Origin of the sequence: Micromonospora sp. NPDC049497 (assembly GCF_044465805.1) — a bacterium.
Lineage (GTDB): Bacteria > Actinomycetota > Actinomycetes > Mycobacteriales > Micromonosporaceae > Micromonospora.
The window spans coordinates 118,500-142,928 of the sequence record NZ_JBITMC010000007.1 but is presented as its reverse complement, the minus strand read 5'-3'; the positions used below and the strand labels follow the sequence as shown (position 1 = coordinate 142,928).

18 protein-coding genes are annotated in these 24,429 nt (G+C 68.5%); 5 read left to right on the top strand and 13 right to left on the bottom strand.

Features of this window, described 5'->3' with window-relative positions:
- Window positions 1-85 precede the first annotated feature (85 nt).
- The 9 genes from ACIBR0_RS13045 to araB all read right to left on the bottom strand — a co-directional run bounded on the left by ACIBR0_RS13045 (window position 86) and on the right by araB (window position 12,876).
- Window positions 86-2,173 (bottom strand): family 43 glycosylhydrolase, encoded by a 2,088-nt coding sequence (locus ACIBR0_RS13045; RefSeq protein WP_396715134.1) that lies wholly within the window; start codon window positions 2,171-2,173, stop codon window positions 86-88.
- Window positions 2,174-2,264: 91 nt separating this feature from the next.
- A complete protein-coding gene (locus ACIBR0_RS13040) occupies window positions 2,265-3,758 on the bottom strand; it encodes a non-reducing end alpha-L-arabinofuranosidase family hydrolase (RefSeq protein WP_396715132.1) in 1,494 nt (497 codons plus the stop codon).
- 427 nt (window positions 3,759-4,185) lie between these two features.
- The gene (araA, locus tag ACIBR0_RS13035; protein WP_396715130.1) at window positions 4,186-5,688 is read right to left on the bottom strand and encodes an L-arabinose isomerase; all 1,503 of its coding nucleotides are present in this window, start codon (window positions 5,686-5,688) and stop codon (window positions 4,186-4,188) included.
- A gap of 26 nt (window positions 5,689-5,714) precedes the next feature.
- Entirely contained in the window at window positions 5,715-6,707 is a 993-nt protein-coding gene (gene yjfF, locus ACIBR0_RS13030) for a galactofuranose ABC transporter, permease protein YjfF (RefSeq protein WP_396715128.1), read from the bottom strand.
- A complete protein-coding gene (locus tag ACIBR0_RS13025; RefSeq protein WP_396715126.1) occupies window positions 6,704-7,774 on the bottom strand; it encodes an ABC transporter permease in 1,071 nt (356 codons plus the stop codon). The genes yjfF and ACIBR0_RS13025 overlap by 4 nt, the downstream gene beginning before the upstream one ends.
- On the bottom strand, window positions 7,771-9,312 hold the full coding sequence (locus ACIBR0_RS13020; RefSeq protein ID WP_396715124.1) for a sugar ABC transporter ATP-binding protein: 1,542 nt from the start codon (window positions 9,310-9,312) through the stop codon (window positions 7,771-7,773). The genes ACIBR0_RS13025 and ACIBR0_RS13020 overlap by 4 nt, the downstream gene beginning before the upstream one ends.
- 87 nt (window positions 9,313-9,399) lie before the next feature.
- Entirely contained in the window at window positions 9,400-10,395 is a 996-nt protein-coding gene (locus tag ACIBR0_RS13015) for an ABC transporter substrate-binding protein (RefSeq protein WP_396715122.1), read from the bottom strand.
- Between the two features lie 115 nt (window positions 10,396-10,510).
- Window positions 10,511-11,194 carry an L-ribulose-5-phosphate 4-epimerase gene (locus ACIBR0_RS13010; protein ID WP_396715120.1) on the bottom strand — a complete coding sequence of 228 codons (684 nt, stop codon included), beginning with the start codon at window positions 11,192-11,194 and terminating at the stop codon, window positions 10,511-10,513.
- Window positions 11,191-12,876: a ribulokinase gene (araB, locus tag ACIBR0_RS13005; protein ID WP_396715118.1), complete on the bottom strand. Its 1,686-nt coding sequence runs from the start codon at window positions 12,874-12,876 to the stop codon at window positions 11,191-11,193. Before araB ends, ACIBR0_RS13010 begins: the two co-directional genes overlap by 4 nt.
- Before the next feature lie 304 nt (window positions 12,877-13,180).
- On the opposite strand from araB, the gene ACIBR0_RS13000 reads away from it, so the two are divergent.
- Together ACIBR0_RS13000 and ACIBR0_RS12995 are read left to right on the top strand one after the other, a co-directional pair.
- Complete coding sequence (locus ACIBR0_RS13000; protein WP_396715116.1) at window positions 13,181-14,830, top strand: glycoside hydrolase family 27 protein; 1,650 nt, start codon at window positions 13,181-13,183, stop codon at window positions 14,828-14,830.
- Window positions 14,831-15,085: 255 nt separating this feature from the next.
- Window positions 15,086-16,564, top strand: coding sequence for an endo-1,4-beta-xylanase (locus ACIBR0_RS12995; RefSeq protein WP_396715114.1), 1,479 nt, complete (start codon window positions 15,086-15,088; stop codon window positions 16,562-16,564).
- Between the two features lie 1,339 nt (window positions 16,565-17,903).
- Here the strand turns inward: ACIBR0_RS12995 and ACIBR0_RS12990 are convergent.
- Window positions 17,904-19,061 (bottom strand): glutathione-independent formaldehyde dehydrogenase, encoded by a 1,158-nt coding sequence (locus tag ACIBR0_RS12990; RefSeq protein WP_396715112.1) that lies wholly within the window; start codon window positions 19,059-19,061, stop codon window positions 17,904-17,906.
- Window positions 19,062-19,488: 427 nt separating this feature from the next.
- On the opposite strand from ACIBR0_RS12990, the gene ACIBR0_RS12985 reads away from it, so the two are divergent.
- The gene (locus ACIBR0_RS12985; protein WP_396715111.1) at window positions 19,489-20,481 is read left to right on the top strand and encodes a mechanosensitive ion channel family protein; all 993 of its coding nucleotides are present in this window, start codon (window positions 19,489-19,491) and stop codon (window positions 20,479-20,481) included.
- Here ACIBR0_RS12985 and ACIBR0_RS12980 read toward each other — a convergent pair.
- Together ACIBR0_RS12980 and ACIBR0_RS12975 are read right to left on the bottom strand one after the other, a co-directional pair.
- Window positions 20,389-21,210 (bottom strand): DJ-1/PfpI family protein, encoded by an 822-nt coding sequence (locus tag ACIBR0_RS12980; protein ID WP_396715340.1) that lies wholly within the window; start codon window positions 21,208-21,210, stop codon window positions 20,389-20,391. The two genes, ACIBR0_RS12985 and ACIBR0_RS12980, sit on opposite strands and share 93 nt — an antisense overlap.
- A gap of 39 nt (window positions 21,211-21,249) precedes the next feature.
- Window positions 21,250-22,023: a DUF2267 domain-containing protein gene (locus ACIBR0_RS12975; RefSeq protein WP_396715109.1), complete on the bottom strand. Its 774-nt coding sequence runs from the start codon at window positions 22,021-22,023 to the stop codon at window positions 21,250-21,252.
- 134 nt (window positions 22,024-22,157) lie between these two features.
- On the opposite strand from ACIBR0_RS12975, the gene ACIBR0_RS12970 reads away from it, so the two are divergent.
- Window positions 22,158-23,045: a hypothetical protein gene (locus ACIBR0_RS12970; RefSeq protein WP_396715107.1), complete on the top strand. Its 888-nt coding sequence runs from the start codon at window positions 22,158-22,160 to the stop codon at window positions 23,043-23,045.
- Window positions 23,046-23,194: 149 nt separating this feature from the next.
- On the opposite strand, the gene ACIBR0_RS12965 is transcribed toward ACIBR0_RS12970, so the two are convergent.
- Entirely contained in the window at window positions 23,195-23,458 is a 264-nt protein-coding gene (locus ACIBR0_RS12965) for an alcohol dehydrogenase catalytic domain-containing protein (protein WP_396715338.1), read from the bottom strand.
- A gap of 45 nt (window positions 23,459-23,503) precedes the next feature.
- Here ACIBR0_RS12965 and ACIBR0_RS12960 point away from each other — a divergent pair, with 45 nt between their 5' ends.
- On the top strand, window positions 23,504-24,187 hold the full coding sequence (locus ACIBR0_RS12960; RefSeq protein WP_396715105.1) for a TMEM175 family protein: 684 nt from the start codon (window positions 23,504-23,506) through the stop codon (window positions 24,185-24,187).
- The last annotated feature ends 242 nt before the right edge of the window (window positions 24,188-24,429 follow it).

Here is a 24,429-nt window from a genome sequence, read left to right as displayed (position 1 = left end):
GGGTGGGGCCGTGGTTCTCGCGACCCCACCCCGGGCCATTTCCCAGCCCATCAGCGGGACAGAGGGCAATCAATCACGATCGACGTCAGGGCGTTGTCAGGGAGAACCGGCGCACCGTCACCGCACCGCCTACGGACTGGGTGGCGTAATTGAAAATGCCGAACCGATATCCCATGAAGAACTGCCAGGCGTTGTTGAGGGTCAGCGCGTTGCCCAGCGGAACGAAGGTGACCCCGTCGGTGCTGTACGAGAACCGCGCCTGCCGGCCCGAGCCGGGCCGGATGTCGGCGTTGGCCCGCAACCAGATCCGCCCGCCGGACACCGGGGCGCTGGCGATCTCGGTCCCGGTGCCGGTGGTGTTCCAGTTGTCGGTGCCCATGGTCAGGCCATTGGTCATGACCACGCGTGTGACGCCGTTGTCCCGTCTGACGCCGATCCACGCGGACGTGTCGCGCAGCATCGCGAGCCCGGCCCGGTCGCCGTCGCGCATCTCGGAGTAGTCCAACTCGATGGTTCCGGTCGAGGTCGGACCCTGAATCGGGTGGGTCAGCGTGTTGCGGGCCCGGTAGAGGTCGGTGGTCACCGACGCAGCCTGCAGGCGCAGGCCGTTGTTCACCGACCACCGGCTGTTGTCCGGGTTGTGGTTCCATTCGTACTGGACGCCGAGGGTGGTGCCGCCGAAGGTGTCGGTGCCGGTGAGCGGCTTGACCGGACGCAACGGCAGCGGGTTGGGGTAGTTGACGCCCCATGAGCCGTTGACGGTCTGCACCTGCGGCCAGCCGTCGGCGGTCCAGGTGATCGGCGCCAGCGTGGGCATCCGGCCGCCCGGGTACGCGTCGGTGAAGGCCATGTAGTACCAGGCGCCGTTCTGGGTCTGCACCAGGCCGCCCTGGTGCGGCACGCCGCCGCCGGCGATCGGACCGGGCATGTCGAGCAGCACCTGCCGCTGCTCGTACGGGCCGAACGGGCCGTTGGTGGACTTGAGCACGTACTGACCGTTGGCCGGCCGGGTGAGCCAGATGTAGTAGGCGCCGTTGCGCTTGTAGAACCGGGCCCCCTCCAGGGTGCCGATGCTCGACGGCGTCTGGTAGACCTGCTGGGCCCGTATCTGCGTACGCCCGTCGGCGGACAGCTGGGCGACGCTGATGGTTCCATTGCCGTACGCGACGTACATGGTGTCGTTGTCATCGATCAGCATCCCCGCGTCGTAGTAGCAGTTGGGGATGGTGGCGTGCCGGCTCCAGGTGCCGTCGACGGCCGAGGCGGTGTAGATGTGCGTCTGGGCGAAGTCGATGCAGCCGGCCCAGTAGAAGGTCCGGTTGCTCGGCCGGTAGTTCAGCGTCGACGCCCAGATGCCGTCGACGTACGCGTGGCTGCCGTTGGCCATGTCGTACTTCGACCCGAAGTCCAGCCGGGGCACCGAGTGCCCGGCGACCTCCCAGTTCACCAGGTCCCAGGAGCGCAGAACCGGCGCGCCCGGCGAGTAGTGCATGGTGGAGGCGGACATGTAGTAGACGTCGCCGACGCGGATGATGTCGACGTCCGCGAAATCCTGCCAGACCACCGGGTTGGTGAAGGTGCCCCCTGGCGTGCCGGGGTTGCCGGTGTCGCCGACGCGGACGAGTTGCCACTGCTGGTTGTTCCCGCCCCAGTCGTCGTACTGCACCACATTCGCGCCGTCAGCGGTCGAGGCGCCCTGCACCTCCACCACCTTGTTCGAGTTCCGGTTGACCAACCGCACATAGCCACCGGCCGAGTCCGCCAACCGGAACTGCTGGTTCGCCCCGTTGTGATCCGCCCACTGCACAATGCCCGCACCGTTGGCCGTGGAGAAGTTGTACACATCCAGCACCTTGCCGGAATGCCGCGACTTCAGCCGGTAGTAGCCACCACCGGAATCCACGAACTGCCACTGCTGCCAGTTCCCGTCGTTACGCGACCACTGCGTGATCCGCGCCCCGTCGTTCGTGGCCAGGTTGTACACATCCAACGCCTTACCACTGTTGCGATTCACCAACACGTACCACGCGTTGGTATCCACCGTCGCCGCCGACGCAGGCGACGGCGCGACACCCACCAGGGCACCACCCACCACCACCGCCACAACCGCAGCGACCAACCGCGACAACCACCCACGCGGTACGGCACGCAAGAGCCCACCGATGGCAACCATGATCCTCCTCCGTCAGATTGTCGGCCGCCGGCCAGGCGGCAGGTCTGTCGAATGGGGCCGGCGCCCCCGCGCGAGCGGGGGCGCCGGCTTGTCAGCAGGTGGAGTTGGTCTGCGTCAGCAGACCCATCCGCCAGGGCAGCGCGATGTAGTCGCCGCCGGCGTTCGGGTCCTGTCCCTGATAAAGGAACTGCAGCCGGCAGGGGTTGATCGGCACGGTCTGATCGTTGCCGGACCGGATCAGTTCACCGTGGCTGAAGTCCTGCGTCCACGTGGTTCCGGAGAACGTCACGTTGTTGCGGTGGGCGAACGGGTTGGACTCGGTGGCCAGGTGCGGCGTCCACGAGCCGTTGAGGCTCGAGGACGTGAACGACCGGTACCAGCGGCGCCCGTTGGAGCCGATCGCCTCCTGGAGCAGCAGGTACTGGTTGCTGCCCGCCACCTTGTAGACCGCGGTGCCCTCGAACAGGTTGAACGCGTTCGAGTCCCGCAGGGCGATCTGCGTGTTGCCGAACCCGTTCGGGAAGTTGGCCAGCGTGGTCTGCGACCGGTAGATGTTGCCGTTGTCGTCGCTGGAGAAGAGGTAGCAGTTGGCGGTGTCGCAGATCATCCAGAAGTCGAGCCATGCCCCGTTGCCCTTGTTCTGGGTGACGATCGCCGGCTCGCTGCTCATGAAGTTGCGCGGAGTCGTCCAGGACCGCGGGTTGCTCGGGTCGGTGCTGGTCGAGTAAGTCGGCAACCCGGTCTGGTAGACCATGTACCACAGGTTGTGCGGCGCGAAGTAGAAGATGTGCGGCGCCGCCCGGTAGCCGCGCCCGATCGGGGTCGCGGTGTCAAGGTAGGTGTGCGTCGCGGCGTTCGCCTGCGGCCAGTCCGCGAAGGAGAAGTGCACCAGGTTCCAGCCCTGCGACGGGCTGGCCGTGGTGGCGTACACCTGCCACGCGTTGTTGTGGCGCACCACCGTGTAGTCCTTGATCGCCCTGATGTCCGGGTGGGCCGCGTCCGGCTTGGGACCGGCGAGGACGCCGCTGGAGCTCCACCGGATCGACGACGGCAGGGTGCCGGGGTCGCCGGTGTCGCCGACGCGGACGAGTTGCCACTGCTGGTTGTTCCCGCCCCAGTCGTCGTACTGCACCACATTCGCGCCGTCAGCGGTCGAGGCGCCCTGCACCTCCACCACCTTGTTCGAGTTCCGGTTGACCAACCGCACATAGCCACCGGCCGAGTCCGCCAACCGGAACTGCTGGTTCGCCCCGTTGTGATCCGCCCACTGCACAATGCCCGCACCGTTGGCCGTGGAGAAGTTGTACACATCCAGCACCTTGCCGGAATGCCGCGACTTCAGCCGGTACCAGCCACCACCGGAATCCACGAACTGCCACTGCTGCCAGTTCCCGTCGTTACGCGACCACTGCGTGATCCGCGCCCCGTCGTTCGTGGCCAGGTTGTACACATCCAACGCCTTACCACTGTTGCGATTCACCAACACGTACCACGCGTTGGTATCCACCGTCGCCGCCGACGCAGGCGACGGCGCGACACCCACCAGGGCACCACCCACCACCACCGCCACAACCGCAGCGACCAACCGCGACAACCACCCACGCGGTACGGCACGCAAGAGCCCACCGATGGCAACCATGATCCTCCTCCGATGACAGGTACTGGAACGGGTCCACTGAGCCGCCATCCCGAGGCACCCGGATCACCCGGACCTGCGACGTCGCCGCGATGTGATCGCTAACACGCGCTTCTCTGCCCAATGAGTGCGCAACTGTCAGCCTGTCGACGACCGTCGACCCGGTAGCCATAGATGTCGGCCATCTATGCATCGACTGTGAGCGATAACACGACCGGAGTCAAGCCGTGGCACTCGGAGCCCGACGAGGCGTCCCCCGCCCGTCGGCGCATCGCCGACGGCACCGCACTCGCGGCAGGGTACGGACGCGGACGGGTGGCACTCCCCGCGGTGAGGCGGACGGGAGCGCCACCGGTTCCGGCTGGTCCGGCCGTGGTCAGAACCCCCGGGCGAGCCGGTAGTACGCCTGGTTCCACCGAAGCTCGTCGGCGAAACGGCTCGGGTCCGTGTCGGCGTCGATGACCACCAGTTCGGTACGGCTCATCTCGGCCAGGTCACGCAGTTCCTCCACGCCGACCGCCTGCGATAGCACCGTGTGGTGGGGAGCGCCGGCGGTGATCCACGCCTCCGCCGAGCCGGGCAGGTGCGGACGGGGCCGCCAGACCGCCCGCGCCACCGGCAGCCGGCGCAGCGGGTGCGGCGGCGGCACGACATCGACGACGTTGGCCACAAGCCGGAACCGCTCCCCCATGTCCGCCATGCCGAGCACCACGGCCGGGCCCGGCGCGGCGTCGAACACCAACCGGACCGGGTCCTCCCGGCCCCCGATGCTCAGCGGGTGGACCTCCACGTTCGGCACACCCGCGGCGATGCTCGGGCACACCTCGAGCATGTGGGCGCCGAGGACGAGCTCCTGACCAGGGGTGAGGTCGTAGGTGTAGTCCTCCATGAAGGAGGTCCCACCGTCGACGCCGACCGCCATCGCCTTCAGCGTCCGGACCAGGACGGAGGTCTTCCAGTCACCCTCGCCGCCGAATCCGTACCCGTCGGCCATCAGGCGCTGCACGGCGATCCCGGGGAGCTGACGCAGCCCGCCCAGGTCCTCGAAGTTGGTGGTGAAGGCCCGGAAGCCGCCATCGTCCAGGAACGTGCGCAGACCGATCTCCAGGCGCGCGGCGTACCGCAGGGAGTCGTGCCGGGCGCCGCCGGGACGCAGGTGCGGGTCGACCCGGTAGGTGTCGTCGTACTCCTTGATGAGGTCGTCCACCTGCGCCTCGGACACCGCGTCGACCACGGCGACGAGGTCGTTGACGCCGTAGGTGTTGACCGACACGCCGAAGCGCAGTTCCGCCTCGACCTTGTCGCCGTCGGTCACGGCGACGTCGCGCATGTTGTCGCCGAACCGGGCGAGCCGCAGCGATCGCACCGCTGACCAGCCGAGGGCGGCGCGGACCCAGGCGCCGACCCGGCCGACGACCCGGGGGTCGGTGACGTGGCCGGCGACGGTCTTGCGAGCCACGCCGAGCCGGGTCTGGATGTACCCGAACTCACGGTCGCCGTGGGCTGCCTGGTTCAGGTTCATGAAGTCCATGTCGATCTCGTCCCACGGCAGCAGGACGTTGGCCTGGGTGTGCAGGTGCAGCAGCGGTGTCTGCAGCGCGTCCAGCCCCGCGATCCACATCTTCGCCGGGGAGAAGGTGTGCATCCAGGCGATCACCCCGACCGCTCCCTGCACGGCCGCATCCCGGCACGCCGCGAGGATGTCGGTGCTGGAGGTCAGGACCGGCTTCCAGACCACCCGGACGGGGATGTCCGGCGACTCGTCGAGCCGCGCGGCGATCTGCCGGGACTGGTCGGCGACCTGCCGGAGGGTTTCCTCGCCGTACAGGCCCTGGCTGCCGGTGAGGAACCAGACCTCAGGCTGGGGGTGCGTTGACATGGTGTTGCCTTCCGCGGTAGGGGCCGTCACTTGAAGCGGATGCCGATGAGGCGCTGGAGAAGGATGAAGGCGAAGAGCAGCCCACCAATCACGATCTTGGTCCACCAGGAGTTGAGGCTGCCGTCGAAGGTGATCAGGGTCTGGATGACACCCAGCACCAGCACGCCCAGGACGGTGCCGAAGACGTAGCCTGACCCACCGGTGAGGACGGTGCCGCCGATGACGACGGCCGCGATCACGTCCAGTTCCATGCCGACGGCGATCAGCGGCGCACCGGAGAGCGTGTAGAACGACAGCAGGATGCCGCCGATGGCCGAGCACAGCCCGCTGACCGTGTAGACGGCGATTCGCGTCCGGCCGACCGGCAGGCCCATCAGCAGCGCGGACTGGGAGTTGCCGCCGATCGCGTACACGTTGCGGCCGAAGCGGGTGTAGGCCAGCACGTACGCGGCGACCAGGACCACCACGAACACGATCAGCACGCTGATCGACACGAAGTTCCCGCCCGGGTTTCCGACGCGCTCCTGGGACATGGTCGTCCAGAACCCGTCGGTGATGGGGATGGACGCGTCGCTGATGAACGTGCACATACCGCGGGCGAAGAACATGCCCGCGAGAGTGACGATGAACGGCTGGATGTCGAAGAAGTGAATCGCGCAGCCCATGAGAAGCCCGAGCGTCGGGCCGATCAACAGGGCGATGACGAGCACCAGGGCCGCGGGCAGACCGTCCTGGAGCAGGGAGGCCGACACCATCGCGGTCATCGCGACCACCGAGCCGACCGACAGGTCGATGCCGCCGGTGAGGATCACGAAGGTCATGCCGACCGCGACGACGAGCAGGAACCCGTTGTCGATGAAGACGTTGAAGACGACCTGGATGTCGGAGAACGCCCGGTACTGGGACACCCCGATGCCGTACATGACCAGCAGCAGGGCGAGGGTGGCCAGGACCGGCACGTGGCGGCGGGGAACGGTGGGCCGCCAGGCGCGGCCGGTGGTCAACGAGGTGCTGCTCATGCCGGCACCTGCTCCTTCTCCCGCTGCGGCGACGCCGGCTCGGGCATCGGCCTGTTGCGGCGCCGGCTGAGCGTGGCGCGGAACGCCGGCGACTGGACGAGGCAGACAGCGATGACGACGACCGCCTTGAACAGGAGGGACGTCTGCGGCGAGATGTTCATGGCGTACACCGTGGTGGTGAGGGTCTGGATGATGAGTGCGCCGAGGATGGTCCCGCTCAGGGAGAACCGGCCGCCGGCGAGGGACGTGCCGCCGATGACCACCGCGAGGATCGCGTCGAGTTCCACCCAGAGACCCGCGGCGTTCCCGTCGGCGCTGGACACGTTGGCGGTCATCATGAAGCCGGCGACCGCGGCGCAGGCGGCGCTGACCGCGTACACGAGGAAGATGACCCGTCCCGAGCGGATGCCGGCCAGTCGGCTGGCCCCGGCGTTGCCGCCGACCGACTCGACGATCAGGCCGAGGGCGGTGCGGCGGGTGAAGGCGGCGACGAGAAGGGCCGCCGCCAGAGCGATGAAGATCGCCAGTGGCAGGGTCAGGAAGTGCCCGAGCCCGATCGCCCGGTACGGGCCGGAGTTGATCGTGATGATCTGACCCTCGGTGATGAGCTGGGCGAGACCCCGACCGGCCACCATCAGGATCAGCGTGGCGATGATGGGCTGGATGCCGATGACAGCGACCAGCACCCCGTTCCACATGCCGAGCACGAGCGCCGCCCCGAGGGCCAGGGCGAGCGCCGTGAAGACGGTGGAGATGCTGTTCTGGTCGGGTGCCTTGCTGATGTAGAGACAGGCGACAGCACCGCTGATGGCACAGAGCGAGCCGACGGACAGGTCGATGCCGCCGGTGGCGATGACCAGGGTCATGCCGAGGGCGACCAGGATCAACGGCGCACTCAGCCGGAGGATGTCGATCGGGGTGCCGTAGAGGTGCCCATCCTTGACCTCGATGAAGAGGAAGCCGGGCCGGTAGATCGTGTTGGCGACGATCATGAGCACGAGAACGAGTGCGGGCCAGAACAGCCGGTGGCCGGTCATCGGGCGGAGGCGGTCGGCGACGGCGCTCATCGGTTCGCCTCCCCCCGCTGGGTTCCGCTGGCGATGGTCTGCATGACGCGGTCGGCGTCGAGGTTTTCGTCGTTGTCGAGCTGGGCGACCATCGTCCGGTCGCGCATGACGGCGACTCGGTGGCTCAGCCGCAGCACCTCCTCCAGCTCGGCGGAGATGAACAGCACGGCCATGCCCCCGTCGGAGAGCTCGACCACGAGCTTCTGGATCTCCGTCTTGGCACCGATGTCGATGCCGCGGGTGGGTTCGTCGAGGATCAGCAGCCGTGGCTCGGTGATGAGCCACCGGGCCAGCAGCACCTTCTGCTGGTTGCCACCGGAGAGGTTGCGCACCGGCAGGTCGGGATCGGCCGGCCGGATGCTCAGCGCCTTGACGTACTTCTCGACCAGCTCGTCCTGGCGGCGACGCGGGATGGGCCGCGCCCAGCCACGCGCCGCCTGCATCGCGAGGATCATGTTCTCCCGGACCGACAGCTCGGGCACGATGCCCTCTGCCCGGCGGTTCTCCGAGCAGAACCCGATGCCGCGGTCGATGGCCTGGACGGGGGTCCGCAGGGCTGCCCGGCTTCCGTCGACCGCCACCTGGCCGTTGTCGGCGCGGTCGGCGCCGAACAGCAGCCGCGCCACCTCGGTACGCCCGGAACCGAGCAGGCCGGCCAGCCCCACCACCTCGCCGGCGTGGACGCGCAGGCTGAACGGGGCGACGGCGCCCTTGCGACCGAGCTCCGACGCCTCCACCAGGGGGGTCCCTGCGGACTGCGCGGTGACCCGCCGCTTGGGTTGCTCGTCCAGCCGCTCCAGCACGTCGAGTTCCTTGCCGATCATCTTCTCGACGAGGCTGAACTGTGGCAGCTCCTCGGTCCGGTACTCCCCCACGAGCGTGCCGTTGCGGAGCACGGTGATCCGGTCGGCGATCTCGTACACCTGGTCGAGGAAGTGGGTGACGAACAGGGTGGCGATCCCCTCGTCGCGCAGCTGCCGCACGATCCGGAACAGGTGCGCGACCTCGCGGGCGTCCAGACTCGACGTCGGCTCGTCAAGGATGAGCACCCGCGCCCGCACGTCGATCGCCCGGGCGATGGCGACCGTCTGCTGCACGGCCAGTGAATACGACCCCAGCGGCGCGGAGACGTCGATGTCGAGGTCCAGGCGGGCCAGGAGGGCCTGCGCCCGCCGGCGGACCTCGCCCCAGCGGACGGCGCCGAGACGGCGCGGCTCCCGGCCGATGAAGATGTTCTCCGCCACCGACAGGTTGGTGCAGAGATTGACCTCCTGGTAGACGGTGCTCACACCGGCTGCGGCGGCCTGCATCGGCCCGCTGAAGGCGATCTTTTCACCGGCGAGGGTGATCACGCCCTCGTCGATGTCGTAGACGCCGGTCAGCGCCTTGATCAGCGTCGACTTGCCGGCGCCGTTCTCACCCATCAGGGCGTGGACCTCGCCCGGGAAAAGCCGGAAGTCGACGTTGTGGAGGGCGCGGACCCCCGGGAAGGACTTGCTGATTCCGGTCATAGTCAGGACCGGACGGCTACCCGTCATCCCATCAGACCTCTTCTGGATGGTGTCGGCACGGAAACGAGCGACGAGTCGGGGCCGCCGTCCGGTGGACGGCGACCCCGGCGGCGGTCAGTACTTGCGGTTGGGCAGCGCCTCCTTGGCCTGCGCCTGGGTGAAGGTGGTCTCCTCGGTCTCGATCCGGGGCGGCACCTCCTCGCCGGCGTGGACCTTCTTCGCCAGGTCCATCAGCTGCGGGCCGAGCAGCGGGCTGCACTCCGCGATGAAGTTGAACTTGCCGTCCGCGAGGGCCTGCATGCCGTCCTTCACGGCGTCGACGGTGATGATGATGATGTCCTTACCGGGCACCTTGCCGGCGGCGTTGATCGCCTCCAGGGCGCCGAGCCCCATGTCGTCGTTGTGCGCGAAGAGCACGTCGATGTCCGGGTTGGCCTTGAGGAACTGCTCCATCACCTGCTTGCCGCCGGCCCGGGTGAAGTCACCGGACTGGGAGGCGACGATCTTCAGGTTCGGGTTGGCGGCGATCGCGTCGGCGAAGCCCTTCTTGCGGTCGTTGGCCGGCGCGGAGCCGGTCGTGCCCTGTAGCTCGACGATGTTCACCGGGCCGGTGGCGGACTTGGTCTGCTCGACCAGCCACTCCCCCGACAGGCGGCCCTCCTTGACGAAGTCCGAGCCGAGGAAGGTCTTGTACAGCGACTTGTCGGCGGAATCCACGGCACGGTCGGTGAGGATCACCGGGATGCCCGCGTCCTTGGCCTCCTTGAGGACGGTGTCCCAGCCGGATTCCACCACCGGCGAGAAGGCGATCACGTCGACCTTCTGCTGGATGAAGTTCCGGATCGCCTTGATCTGGTTCTCCTGCTTCTGCTGGGCGTCGTCGAACTTCAGCTCGATCCCCGCCTCGGTGGCGGCCTCCTTGATCGAGCTGGTGTTCGCCGTCCGCCAGCCGCTCTCCGCGCCGACCTGGGAGAAGCCCAGGACGATCTTGCCGTCGTCGTCGCCGCCACCACCGCCGGTGTCGCTGTTGCCGCAGGCCGCCATGCTGCCCACGAGCAGCATGGTGGCGACGACCGTGACGATGGTGCGTGTCGTTCTCCTGGTTCTCATGGTTTCTCCTCGGGTTGGTATCCGGACCGCGCCGGCCGGCGGCGTACGGGCCGGGGTGTGGTGGGGATGGTGCGAGAAGGGACGGTGTCGGCGAGGAAGCTCGTCGTGGCCGGGATCATCCGGTCGCCGGGCGTTGGCCGTAGACGTTCTGGTACCGGTCGTGCAGCGAGTCGACGTCGGCCGGCGCGATCGGCAGCGGTTGCCCGAGCGCGCGGGCCAGGTGTGCGGTGCGGGCGACGTCCTCGCACATCACCGCCGCCTTGACCGCTGCGCGGGCGTCCTTGCCGATCGTGAACACCCCGTGGTTACGCATCAGCACCGCGGGTGAGCGGTGCCCGGACAGGGCGCTGACGATCCCCTTGCCGATGTCGTCCCCGCCGATCAGCGCGAACGGCCCGACCGGGATCTCCCCGCCGAACTCGTCGGCCTGGGCGGTCAACCAGCACGGGATCGCCTCGCCCCGGGCCGCCCAGGCGGTGGCGTAACCGCTGTGCGTGTGGACGACACCGCCGACCTCGGGCATCGCCCGGTAGACGTAGGCGTGGGCGGCGGTGTCGCTGGACGGGGATCCGGCCCCGTCGACGACATTCCCGTTGAGGTCGCAGACCACCATGTTGTCCGCTGTGAGGTCGTCGTAGTCGACGCCGCTGGGTTTGATGACCATCAGGTCCTGGCCGGGGACCCGGGCCGAGACGTTCCCGGCGGTCCACGCCACCAGGTCGTACCGGGTGAGTTCGCGGTGCAGGCGGGCAACGGTCTCCCGCAGCGCGGCCACCTGCTGAACCACGTCGGTGTTCATCCGACCGCCTCCAGAACCGTGTCGGCCTGCGCCGCGGCCGCGTCGAGGGCCGCGTTCCGGATCGTCCGCAGGCGGAGCATGACGTCGTTGCCGCCGCGGCCGAAGTGGTCGTGCAGGGCGCGGTACTCGGCGTAGAGGGCGTCGTACGCACGCACGTTGTCCGAATCCGGCCGGTAGGCGCCCTCGTGCACCCGGCCCATCGCGGCCGACGCCTCACGGATCGACGGATACGCCCCGGCGGCGACCGCCGCGTGGATCGCCGACCCGAGCGCCGGCCCCTGGGCGGAGCCGATGATGCTCAACGGGCGGTTGGTGACGTCGGCGTAGATCTGCATCAACAGCGGGTTCGAGGTGAGACCGCCGGCCACGACCAGGTCGGTGACCGGCACCCCGGCGTCGACGAACGCCTCGATGATCATCCGGGTGCCGAACGCGGTGGACTCCAGCAGTGCCCGGTAGACGTCCTGCGGCCGGGTGGCCAGCGTCATCCCGACGATCAGACCGCTCAGGTCGTGGTTGACCAGCAGCGAGCGGTTGCCGTTCCACCAGTCCAGCGCCACCAGGCCGTGCGCGCCGACCGGCTGGGCGGCGGCCAGCTCGGTCAACCGATCGTGCGAGTCCACCTCGGCCGGGGCTGCGTGCGCGACGAACCAGCCGAAGATGTCGCCGACGCCGCTCTGCCCGGCCTCGTAGCCCCAGGCGCCGGGGCTGATGCCGCCCTCGACGACACCGCACATGCCGGACACCTCGGCGGGATGGGTGCCGTTGAGAACGTGGCAGGTGGAGGTGCCCATGATGGCCACCAGCCGGCCGGGCTCCAGGGCCTGGGCGGAGGCGGCCGTGACGTGCGCGTCGACGTTGCCGACCGCGACGGCGATGCCCTCCGGCAGGCCGGTCCAGGCGGCGGCCCGGGCGCTGAGGCTGCCGGCGCGGTCGCCCAGGGGCAGCAGCGGACCGTCCAGTTTGGTCACGAAATCGGCGAAGCCCGGGTTGAGCGCGCTCAGGTATTCCCGCGACGGGTACCGGCCGTTCTGACGGATGCCCTTGTAGCCGGCGGTGCAGACGTTGCGGGTCTCGGTGCCGCACAGTTGCCACACGATCCAGTCGGCCGCCTCGATGAAGCGCTCGGCGCGCCGGTAGGTCTCCGGATCCTCCTCCAGGATCTGCAGACCCTTGGCGAACTGCCACTCGGCGGAGATCTTGCCGCCGTAGCGGCCGATCCACGGCTCGCGCCGCTGGTGCGCCAGGGCGTTGATCCGGTCGGCGTGCGGCTGCGCGGCGTGGTGCTTCCACAGCTTCACCCAGGCGTGCGGCCGGTGGCGCAGCTCCGGGACCTCGCACAGCGGGGTGCCGTCGGCAAGGGTGGGCAGGACCGTGCAGGCGGTGAAGTCGGTGCCGATGCCGACGACCCGGGACGGATCGACGCGGGCGGCGGCCACCGCGGCGGGGACGGCGTGGCGCAGCACGTCCCGGTAGTCCTCCGGATCCTGCAGCGCCCAGTCCGGTGGCAGCGCCGGCCCGCCGCCGGGTAGCGCGGACTCGATGACATCGTGGCGGTACTCGTGCACCGCGGTCCCGACCTCCGCGCCGTCGCTGACCCGGACCACCAGGGCCCGCCCGGAGAGGGTGCCGTAGTCGACTCCGACCACGTACCGCTCGCCGACACCGTCCACATTTCCCATGGCCACCTCCGAACTACGATCGAGGTTAGTGTTAACGCTCACATTGAGCGTCGTCAAGACACTCGTCGGCAACAGCTCCGTAACGGGGCGGGCGCCGCCGGATCCTCCTCCCCGCAAGCCCGCCGGCCGACGCGCCACCGGGCACCCGACCCACCTTGACGTCTGTCCAAATATTTACATTGGTTAATGTCAGCGATAACATCCCTGCCACCGCGTCACTACCCGCAGCCGCCACGACCGGCGCCGACCCGCGAGGTATCCCAGCGCCGGCACCGCTCACCCTCTCTGGATCAAGGAGGTAACCGTGCGTAGACCGAAGAGATGGTTGACTGCTGTCCTGGGCGTCCTGACAGTGACCCTCACGACGGCGGTCGCCGACGGCGTCGTCGCGCCCCGTCCGGCGCAGGCCCTCGACAACGGCGTCGCCCGCACCCCGCCGATGGGCTGGAACACCTGGAACACGTTCGGCTGCACCATCGACGAGGCGCTCATCCGCCAGATGGCCGACGCGATCGTCAACCACGGCCTGCGTGACCTCGGGTACAAGTACGTGGTCGTCGACGACTGCTGGTTCAACCCGAACCGGGACGCGCAGGGCAACCTCCAGGCGCACCCGCAGCGCTTCCCGAGCGGGATGAAGGCCCTCGGTGACTACCTGCACTCCCGAGGGCTGCTGTTCGGCATCTACCAGGGCCCCCTGGACCAGACCTGCGCCCAGTACTTCGACGCCTTCCCCGGCTCCACCGGCAGCCTCGGCCACGAGTACCAGGACGCCCGGCAGTTCGCCGCCTGGGGTGTGGACTACCTGAAGTACGACTGGTGTTCCCCCACCGGCACCATCAACGACCAGGTGGCCAGGTTCGGCATCATGCGCGATGCGCTGGCGGCCACCGGCCGGCCGATCGTGTACAGCATCAACCCGAACAGCATCCACGAGAAGACCGGGCCGCAGCGCAACTGGGGCGACGTGGCGAACCTCTGGCGGACCACCGAGGACATCACCAACGCGTGGGACACCGGCCAGACCAACGGCTACCCCATGGGCATCCAGAACATCGTCAACGTCAATGTGCCGCTGGCCGGGTACGCCGCCCCGGGCGGGTTCAACGACCCGGACATGCTGGAGGTGGGCAACGGCGGCATGACCGACACCGAGATGCGCAGCCACTTCGCCCTGTGGGCGATGATGGCCGCGCCGCTCATGATGGGCAACGACCTGCGCTCGGCCAGCTCGGCGACGCTCAGCATCCTGGGAAACCAGAATCTGATCGCGATCAACCAGGACACTCTGGGCCGGCAGGCGGTTCAGGTGTCCAACGACGGCACCCGGCGGGTGCTGGCCAAGCGACTGGCCAACGGCGACGTCGCGGTCGCCCTGTTCAACCAGGGCAACTCCACGACGACGATCTCCACCACAGCAGCGGCGATCGGCAAGAGCGGAACCTCGTTCGCCCTGCGGGACGCGTGGACCAACGGCACTTCCACCACCACCGGGACCATTTCCGCGAGCGTTCCGGCGCACGGCACGGTGGTGTACCGGGTCAGCGGGGGCGGCACCGAGCCGCCGCCCCCGAGCACGTTCCGGCTGCGCAGCGAGTCCGCCGGGCGGTGCCTCGACGTCGACAACTCCACCACCGCCAACGGCACCGGCACGTTGATCTGGGACTGCCACGGCAATGCCAACCAGCAGATCACCCAGAGTGGCCAGACGCTGCGGATCCTCGGCAAGTGCCTGGACGTACCGCCGAACGCCGTCAACGGCACCCGGGTGCAGATCTGGGACTGCAACGGCGGCACCAACCAGCAGTGGACGTTCAACGGCAACGGCACGGTGAGCACCGTCCGCTCCCCGTCGCTGTGCCTGGACGTCAACAACGGCGGCACCACCAACGGCACGACGGTGATCCTCTGGTCCTGCCACGGCAATGCCAACCAACGGTGGAGCCGGGTGTGACCGGCGGCCGGCGATCGTAGGACGGCTGGGTACGCGCGCCGTGCCGTCACCGGTTGCCCGCAGCATGCCGTGATTGCGCCCCCGGATCGATGGGCCTTGATGGAGACGGCGCACTCTGACAATGTTATGAACATCAATGTTAGCGCTCCCACGGAGCATGCGGCTCATCACACCGTTGGTCGACCGGAAGCCAGGTGGCGCTGACCACGGATCCGTCCCGCATCAATCGACCGTTCAACACTGAAGGGAGTCACCGTGACACCACCGGTCCGACCGCACCGGCACCGCCGGTCCCGACCGAGACGCGCGCTCCTCGCGCTGCTCTCCGTCGCAACCCTGCTCGCCACCCTGGTCGCCCCGACCAATCCCGCCGCCGCTGGTACGACCCTCGGGACGTCGGCCGCGGAAAGGGGCCGCTACTTCGGCGCCGCAGTCGCTGCGCACCGCCTCTCCGACAGCCAGTACGTCACGATCCTCGACCGTGAGTTCAACTCGGTCGTCGCCGAGAACGAGATGAAGTGGGACGCCACCGAGCCCCAGCAGGGCGTCTTCACCTTCGGCAACGGCGACCGGATCGTCAATCACGCCCAGCCCCGCGGCATGTCGGTGCGCGGACACACCCTGCTCTGGCACGCGCAACAGCCCGGGTGGGCGCAGAACCTCTCCGGCTCGGCCCTGCGCAACGCCGCGATCAACCACGTCACCCGGGTGGCCAGCTACTACCGCGGGAGAATCCACTCGTGGGACGTGGTGAACGAGGCGTTCGCCGACGGCAGCAATGGCGCCCGCCGCGACTCCAACCTCCAGCGCACCGGCAACGACTGGATCGAGGCGGCGTTCCGTGCCGCCCGGGCGGCCGACCCGAACGCCAGGCTCTGCTACAACGACTACAACACCGACGGCATCAACCCGAAGTCCACCGCCATCCACAACATGGTCCGCGACTTCAAGGCCCGCGGCGTACCCATCGACTGCGTCGGCTTCCAGTCCCACCTCGGCACCAGCCTGCCCGGCGACTACCAGGCCAACCTGCAACGCTTCGCCGACCTCGGCGTCGATGTCCAGATCACCGAACTCGACGTCGCCCAAGGAACCAACCAGGCCAACATCTACGCCGGCGTCACCCGCGCCTGCCTGGCCGTCACCCGCTGCACCGGCATCACCGTCTGGGGGGTCCGGGACAGCGACTCCTGGCGGGACGACAACCCGCTCCTGTTCGACCGGAACGGGAACAAGAAGCCGGCGTACACGGCCACCTTGGAAGCCCTCAACGCCGGCGGGCCGAGCAACCCGGGGCCGATCGACACCAGCGCCTGGTACGTGCTGGTGAACCGTAACAGCGGCAAGGCGCTGGACCTGTACAACCTGGGCACCGCCGACGGCGCGCGGATCACGCAGTGGACGCGGCACAACGGCGCGAACCAGCAGTGGCAGTTCGTGGACTCGGGAGGTGGCTACTACCGGGTCAAGTCCCGGCACTCCGGCAAGGTCCTCGACGTGTACAACTGGTCGACCGCCGACGGCGGTGCGATCGTCCAGTGGTCCGACCACAACGGAACCAATCAGCAGTTCCGGCTGGCCGACTCGGACGGCGGTCACGTCCGCCTGATCAGCCGGCACAGCGGCAAGGTGGTGGAGGTGCAGGGCGCCTCCACGGCTGACGGCGGCAACATCGTGCAGTACGCCGACTGGAACGGCGCCAATCAACAGTGGCAGATCGTCCGGGTCGGGTGACACCCCCTCGACAAACGGACCAGCAAGCGCTCCGGTCCGGCGGAGCCTCCGCCGGACCGGAGGCGCTGCGTCGACGCGCCGAACGACACCAACAGCGCCGGCTGTCTTGTCCGTTCATAGCTCATGCATCGGACTCAACCGCTGCTTGAGCTGGCTGTGATCAGCCTCGATCTGATTGTTCGCGTACTGCTCGACGTGATGCCATGCCTGGGATCAGCTCGTCGAGCACGGCCCCTGCTGCCCCGCCATCATCGCCACGGGCAACGGGAGCCGTGCGCCGACGAGCCCACCAACGGATCAGCCGCTTCGGCGGTTACCCCACTGACGCGGGCTCTGGACCGAGCCCCGACCGCCGAGGCTCTGACCCTTCCCATACGGTTGCGGCGAGGCGACCTTGCCCTTCGCGCGTCGGGCAGCCCGATTTGAGTAAGCGGCAGGATCGCCGGTCTCGGTCTCGGTCTCGGCCGTGGTCGGCGTGTCCGCATCCTCGGCGTGGGCGCCTTGAACGGACTCGGGCTCCGGCATCGGTATCTCCCTGGATTCGTCGGGTGCCCTGCGGACCATCGCCAGCCGACGGACGCGGACTGCTCGACGCCGGTGTGGGCGCCTTGACGGTATCGCAACGCCGAGTCCGACCGACGGTCCGTGTGACTGGTGCCCCTCAGAGCCGGCCGGCCAGCTCGTCGGTGAGCCGCGCGGCCACCCGGGCCGGGTGGTCCGGCGGGATCGCTACCAGTCCGACGAAGATCTCCGGGCGGCGCTGTCACTGTGAGTCATCGGTGCTCCTCCCGGTAGCCGGGCTCGTCGCCGTCCGTCGCCTTAACCGGGTAATGAGCTCTCCGACCGTTGTCATGGCGCTCCCCTCTCGGTGTCGGCACCGAGGTCTACCCGCAACCCGGTCGGCGTCATGTGGCCGGATTCAGCGGTGGCGCAGCCTGCGCCGCAGGTCGTACAAGCCGTTGCTGGACTGGCCGTAGAAGAGGGGGAGCAAAGCAGGACGACCGGCGCCGCCGCTACGTCGACCAGCCAGGCGACCACGCCGGCTGCGCCGTAGACCATGATCCCGAACAGCGCCCGGAGCCGCTCGACGGCGAAGAGCCGGGGCGTGACGTGCCGTTGCGCAGCAGCTCCCCGTGCCGGCTGAGATGGTGGTAGAGCCGGAGCCCGGCCGCCGAAAGGGCATCCCGACCAGCCCGTACAACGCCACCGCGACGCCTTCGTCGAACCGGTCGCCCGCCTCCACCGCCTGAGAGATCACCGTGGGCGGGCATGTCCGGCTAGCGGTGGCCGCCTCACGTCCACCCGCTTACGAGCGACATCTCGAACGGCGGCTGCCGTACTAGCGTCGACCGTCGGGGTGCAGCAGGACCTTGGTCCAGCCGTCGTTGCGGGCATCGAAGTTCTGGTATCCCGTTGGCGCTTCGTCCAGCGTGAGTTCGTGGGACACCAGGAACGAGGGCTCGGCCTTGTGTGACTCGATGAGGTTCATCAGCTGCCGGTTGTAGGCCTTCACGTTGCACTGCCCGGTGCCCATGCTCTGTCCCTTGAACCAGAACATGCCGTAGTCGAACGGCGCCTTGCCCTGTTTCTGCAGCGGGTCCGGCGACCCGGGGTCCTCCGGGATGTACACGCCGACCACGCCGATCGTGCCGCCGAACCGCACGGAGTGCACGAGGTTGTTCAACGTCAGTGCCGCCTTCTCCTGGCCCTGCGGTTCGTGCGCCTGGTAACCGACGGCCTCGCAGCCGCGGTCCGCGCCCCTCCCGCTGGTCTGCTCCAGGATCTGGTCCACCGGTGATGCCTTGGAATCGTCGATGGGGATCGCGCCGATCTGTTCTGCCAGGCGCAGCCGGTCCGGATGGCGATCGACCACCATCACCTTGTTGGCACCCTTGATGATCGCGGAGTAGGCGGCGAGCAGGCCGACCGGCCCGGCACCGTAGACCGCCACGTTGTCGCCGGGCCGCACGCAGGCGAGTTCGGTGGCGTGCCAGCCGGTCGGGAAGATGTCCGCCAGCATGACGTAGTCGCGTTGACGCTGCACGTCCACCGCGTCCGGTGGGAGAACCAGGCAATTGAAGTCCGCCCACGGCACCCGCAGCAACTCGGCCTGACCGCCGCTGTAAGGACCCATGTCGGCGTAGCCGTAGGCCGCGCCGGCCATGCCGGGTGCCGGGTTGGCCACCAGACAGTACGCGGTCAGCCCCTGGTTGCAGTTGGCGCAGGACCCGCACGAGACGTTGAACGGCATGCACACCATGTCGCCGACCTTGACCAGATCGACCCCTTCGCCGATCTCGATCACCTCACCCATGTTCTCGTGACCGAGCACCCGGCCGGGCTCCATGTCCGTGCGTCCCTCGTACATATGGAGGTCGGACCCGCAGATGTTCGTCGTCGTAATCCGGACCAGGGCATCCGTCGGTCTCTCGATTCTCGCGTCCGGAACATCCTTGACGCTGATCGTCCTCGGTCCCTCGTACACGACCGCCTTCATCTGCGTTCCCCCGTAAGAATCCGCTCACTGCGTGAGCCATGCCCTTGCTGGCGTTCACATCCTCGCAAGCCGTTCCGACCCTAGAGGCGAGTTTGCGAGGACCCAGGACATAGCCCAACCGCAGTTGGCGTAGGTGGGCGCGGAAGACGCCGCAGTTGCGGTAGGCCTCGTCCGGGGCGGCCCCGTCGGGCGGCCACCGGCCTTCGACAAGGTGGTCTACAAGCAGCGCAACGTTGTGGAGCGCTGCTTCAACCGGCTCAAGCAGTAGCCTGTCGCCGGACGCCCGTCACGTCCGTCTGGCATTCCCGATATCCGCTGCTTGCCACCGGATCCGATGACACCCTGAACGCGGGGAGTGCGTTCGCGAGCTCAGGAGAGGCGGCATCGGGATCACGGTGAACGGCCTCTGATGCATACCGCGTTGATCGTGTTGGCCGCGCTTACGGCGGCCCTGGTCGTGGACCTGGTCTCCGGCGTGCTGATCCGCCGGGCTGCCCGTGGCCGGTACAAGTGGCTGCTGGAGCCGCTGCGGCACGCCTGCCGCCGCCCAGCGGGCGCGGTCCTGCTGGTCGGGGCGCTGTACTTCGCGCTGCCGCCCGGACCGGCCGCGTGGCAGCGTTACCTGCGGCACACCGTCCTGCTGGTCCTGATCGCCATCAGCTCGTGGCTGGTGATCAGGACATTGAACGTCATCGAAACGGTCTCGTTCACCAAGCTGCCGAGCGACTTGGTCACCAACCGGCGGATCCGGCGCGCCCGGACCCAGATCCGCCCCGTGCGGCGGCTCACCGTCGCCGTGGTTACGGTCGTCGCGATCGGCCTGATTCTGATCACCTTCCGGCCGGTACGCCTCGCCGGCATCTCCATTCTCACCTCGGCCGGCGTGATCGGCGCGGTGATCGGCCTCTCCGCCCGAACCGCGCTCGGCAACGCGTTCGCCGGCATCCAGATCGCCTTCGCCGATGGGATGCACGTCGGCGACGTGCTGGTGGTGGACGGCGAATGGGGCCGGGTCGAGGAGGTGAAGCTGACTAACGTGGTGATCCGGCTCTGGGACGACCGGGTGCTCATTCTGCCGACCACGTACTTCACTGAGCGGCCGTTCCAGAACTGGACCCGGAACGAGTTCCGGGTGCTCGGCAAGATCCAGATCCATGTCGACCACACCGCCGACCTGGACGACCTGCGCCGGGAGGCATGCCGACTGGTCGAGTCCTCACCGCTGTGGGATCGAGACCAGTGGGTGCTCCAGATGGTCGACGCCACCCCGCAGACCGTGGTCATCCAGATGCAGGCCTCAGCCGCGGACGGCGCCAGCGCCTGGGACCTACGCTGCGACCTGCGCGAGGGACTGGTCCGCTACCTGCGCGACCACCATCCCCAATGGCTGCCCCGCACCCGCAGCCAGTACCAGCCCTGACCGGCGGGCCCGGGTGGCCGCCGGACACCGGTGCCCGGCGGTGTCGACCCGGCCGCTTGGCGGGTCGGCTGATCCGATGACAGGCGGGCGGCGAGTTCGATCGAGCTGATGGACGAGATCTGGCAGTACCGTGAGCGGCCGCCGAACGGGCCGGTCCGTCGTGGTCAGGGTGACCGGGTGGTCGGCGTGGTCGGGCGCCGGGGTGAGTCCTCGCCGGACCGGCTCAGGGGGTCGGGGCGAGGGCTTCGAGGACCTCGTCGGGGGCGGCTGGCGATCGCCCGCGTCGGCGGGGCGTACCCGGACAGCGCCGCGGCAGACGAATCGCAGCGTGGCAGTGACCAGGCCGTTGTTGACCTGCACGTGTTGGTCCACCCAGTTCCCGCCCGCGTTGCGGATGTCGGTGCGCAGGCTGGGGACCGAGGTGACGGTCCGGCCGTTGACGATCCCCGTCTCGGCAAACGACCAGGGGCCGTGACAGATCGCCGCCACCGGCTTCTGTTGCTGGAAGAACGCCCGGACGAAGTCCATCGCCTGAGGGTTGATCCGGAGCCGGCCGGGGTTGACCGTCCCGCCCGGCAGCAACAGGGCGTCGTAGTCGGCTGCATTGGCCTCGTTCACGGTCCGGTCCACCCGATAGTGGTTGGCCGGATCGATGTCCTGGTTCATCGACTGAATCTCGCCGGATGTCAACGAGATCAGGTGGACCTCGGCCCCCGCCTGCTCCGCGATAGCGGCGCATCCGAGCTTCTGACGGTCCGCGCGCCCTAGCTAGGTGCCGACCCGGCGGGTCTCGAGCCGTCCCGCCCCCGGGCCAGTCAACTGCCAGAACTCCTGCGGCAACTGGTCCACAAGGTCCCCATACTCCTTCGCGCTGGCCGACTCACGGAGGGTATCCAGCACGGCCTGTGCTCCGTCGGTGGCCACCTGGCGATCCACCCCGGCCCGTGACTGCACCCGTTCGAAGAATTCGGCCAGCCCGAACCGTTCCGGATCTTCCGTGGGCCTACGCACCAGGCCTCGTAGCTCCTCAGGGAGCTGGGAGGCGAGGTCCCTCGCCTGGCCGCCAGTGAGCCGTTCTGCCAACGTCTCGAGCGTGGCGCGGGTGATCGGTTCCGACTGTCCCGGCGGAACCTTCGGTCGCGCTGCCACGGACTGGATGAACTCGGTGTAGTTCACCTCGGATCCCCTCTCCAACCGGATTGCGGCGGGTACCCGCGCTCGTCGGGGTGAAACGGCGGTTCGCCCGCCCTCAGCCGGGTGGTCGGGGTGCCGGGCCAGGTAGTGGTAGAACGCGCCAGCCAAGTCGCGCACAGCAACGCGCCGATCAGCGCGTAGAAGGCGATGGCCACACGCTGGCCCCGCGTTGTCGTGCTCCTGCAGCGTGTGCGACACGACGATGGTCGGAAACGGCAGCAGCGCTGTGGTGAACAGTCCGGACAGGAGGCGGCCGGGCGGGACGTTCGGCACCCGGAGATCCAGGACCAGCAGCGTGATGACGATGGCAAAGATGGCGCCGCTGATCCGCCGTCTCCTCGGCCGCATCCCTGAGCCGTTTGATGCGTCGGCACACGGGTAGACCGCGACCCGGTCCGAGGGGGTGGGCCGAGGATCGGAGCCATGTACCGATGGTGGGCTCCATCCGGTCCGCATGCTAGGCGAAACCCGAGGAGTGCGGGATGGCCGAACCGGAGAGCCGGGACACGGGCGCACGGGAGTCGCCCGCGCAACCGCGCGAGCAGGCCGATCGGCAGCGCGACGCCGAGGAGGGCGCGGAAGTCGCCGGTGGGGGCCAGAACCTCTGTCCCGTCGGCGGGCCAACCGGTGCCGAGCCAAGCAAACGCCCCGCCGTCCCGCAGAGTGGTGAGCACGGGCTTCCCCAGCCGGCTGGCGGGCACAGCAGCAAGACGATGTCAGACCCCGACGTCGTCCTCCAGATCCCGCAGGTCAAGGTCGAACAGATCTACATCGAGGTCGACAACCTGGACGCCTCCGTCTCACTGCGAGCCCGGCTGGGGAGCCTGCTCCAGCTCGACGTGGGCGTTCAGGCGCATCTCGGCACGGTGAAGATCGACATCAAGGGCGTCGAGACCGAGGCGATGCTCGAGGTTCGACTCGAAGAGCTCCGCGGCATTCTCGACAGTGCCCTCCGCACCATCGAGCGCAACCCCCAGATCATCGAGTCGGTGGTGAAGACGGTGGACACCGCCGTGAACCAGGTCGGGGAGACAGCTCAGCAGGTGCTCGGGCCGCAGGGGCCGCTAGCGCGGACGCTCGACCACGTCGGGCAGACGGCGCAGGAGGCGCTGGGGCCCGATGGGCCGCTGTCGCAGACGCTGCAGCAGACCACCGAGCAGGTCGGTCAACAGCTCGGACAGACCACCCAGCGACTGGCTCAGGACGGCGGGGCAGCGGCCGGCGGCGGTGGGGGTCTGGGTGGCGTGCTGGGCGGATCTCCGTCCCGAGCGGCGTGGCAACGGATGAAGAAGATTGTCAACAGCAGCCAGCCACTGAGGCAGGTCACGGCCCGGCTGGTAGGACCGCTGGGGCAACAGCCGCAAAGCTGATCGACGTCCGCCATGGTGCCTGGCACTCCAACGTCACCCGCCAGCAACCCGACCGGTCCGGCACCATGAGCTGCCACGCTGTCGCCCGGCTGCACGCACGCGAGCTCCGTCGCGTGCCAGCCGGTGGGGAAGATGTCCGAGAGCATCACCTAGTTGTACTGGCGTACGTCCCCATGTCGGCGTTGCCGTAGGCGGCACCCATGCCGGGGAGCCGGGTTGGCCACCAGACGGTACGCGGTCAGGCCCTGGTTGCAGTTGGCGCAGGCGCCGCAGGAGACGTTGAACGGCAGGCGGACCGTGTCGCCCGCCTTGACCAGGGCGGCCCCTTCGCCGACCTCGATGACCTCACCCATGTTCTCGTGCCCGAGCACCGTGCCCGGCTGCAGATCAGTGCGCCCGCCGTACATGTGCAGGTCGGACCCGCGGTTATCGTGGGCGTCGGTGGGTAGCCACCGGCCGTGGGCAGGCCAACCGACGACCTCGGCACCCGGTCGGACACCAGCCGTGCCATAGCGTTCAGCGACGCCGTCTTGGCCATCATCATCACGCTGCTCGTGGTGGATCTCCGGGTGCCGGACGTACCGCCCGGTCGCCTGCTGTCGGGGCTGCTGGAACAGTGGCCGAGTTACGTCGCCTATCTCGCCTCGTACGCCTACGTGGCCGTCGTCTGGCTGAACCACAAGGGCGCGTTCAACCGCGTCAAGGAGAGTGACCGGGGCCTGCACTGGGTGAATCTCTTCGTCCTGTTCACCACCGCGCTGCTTCCATTCCCGACCGCCGTCGTCTCGGACGCGTTTCAGGAGCACGACCAGCAGGACCAACGCGTGGCCGTCGCCTTCTACGCGCTGATCGGCGCCCTGCTCTGCGCGAGCTGGATGGCGTTCTTCCACTACCTGGCCCGGCGCAAAGACCTACTCAAGGAGGAGGTGAGTGAACGGCACTTCCCCGCCGAGCGGGTGCGGGCACTCATCGGGGTCATCCTCTATGCCGCCGCAGGGCTCATCGGGTACCTGGTCGCACCGCTCGCCGGCCTGGTGATCTTCGTCGTGCTGCCGGTGTTCTACGCCGTCACCAGCGCCGGTCTGTACCAGGTGCCTCTCGCCCGCCGGATCGCGCATCGCCCCCCGGCATCGGGGAGCTGACGGTCAGGCGACCGGCTCGAAGACGGCGCAGAAGCTGCTGCTTGGCGTGCGGATCGTCGTGACCGCCCGTTCCCCCAGGGACCAGCAGGTCCTGCGCAGCGTCGGGGCGTCGGGTCGGTGTCATTGATCTCCAGCAGTTTTAGACCTAAGGCCATTCACGACGGCGGCTAGAGGAAGCCCCATGGTCGGTAGATCGCGTTGTTCGTGGCTCGGCTGTTCGTCGAGCGGTGACGTCCGTCGCC

Excerpts from the sequence above, each read along its gene's own strand:
- ACIBR0_RS12990 (WP_396715112.1), bottom strand. The coding sequence starts at position 19,061 with ATGAAGGCGGTCGTGTACGAGGGACCGAGGACGATCAGCGTCAAGGAT.
- ACIBR0_RS13010 (WP_396715120.1), bottom strand. The coding sequence starts at position 11,194 with ATGAACACCGACGTGGTTCAGCAGGTGGCCGCGCTGCGGGAGACCGTT.
- araB (WP_396715118.1), bottom strand. The coding sequence starts at position 12,876 with ATGGGAAATGTGGACGGTGTCGGCGAGCGGTACGTGGTCGGAGTCGAC.
- ACIBR0_RS13025 (WP_396715126.1), bottom strand. The coding sequence starts at position 7,774 with ATGAGCGCCGTCGCCGACCGCCTCCGCCCGATGACCGGCCACCGGCTG.
- yjfF (WP_396715128.1), bottom strand. The coding sequence starts at position 6,707 with ATGAGCAGCACCTCGTTGACCACCGGCCGCGCCTGGCGGCCCACCGTT.
- ACIBR0_RS13015 (WP_396715122.1), bottom strand. The coding sequence starts at position 10,395 with ATGAGAACCAGGAGAACGACACGCACCATCGTCACGGTCGTCGCCACC.
- araA (WP_396715130.1), bottom strand. The coding sequence starts at position 5,688 with ATGTCAACGCACCCCCAGCCTGAGGTCTGGTTCCTCACCGGCAGCCAG.
- ACIBR0_RS12970 (WP_396715107.1), top strand. The coding sequence starts at position 22,158 with ATGGCCGAACCGGAGAGCCGGGACACGGGCGCACGGGAGTCGCCCGCG.
- ACIBR0_RS13045 (WP_396715134.1), bottom strand. The coding sequence starts at position 2,173 with ATGGTTGCCATCGGTGGGCTCTTGCGTGCCGTACCGCGTGGGTGGTTG.
- ACIBR0_RS13020 (WP_396715124.1), bottom strand. The coding sequence starts at position 9,312 with ATGACGGGTAGCCGTCCGGTCCTGACTATGACCGGAATCAGCAAGTCC.
- ACIBR0_RS12975 (WP_396715109.1), bottom strand. The coding sequence starts at position 22,023 with ATGCGGCCGAGGAGACGGCGGATCAGCGGCGCCATCTTTGCCATCGTC.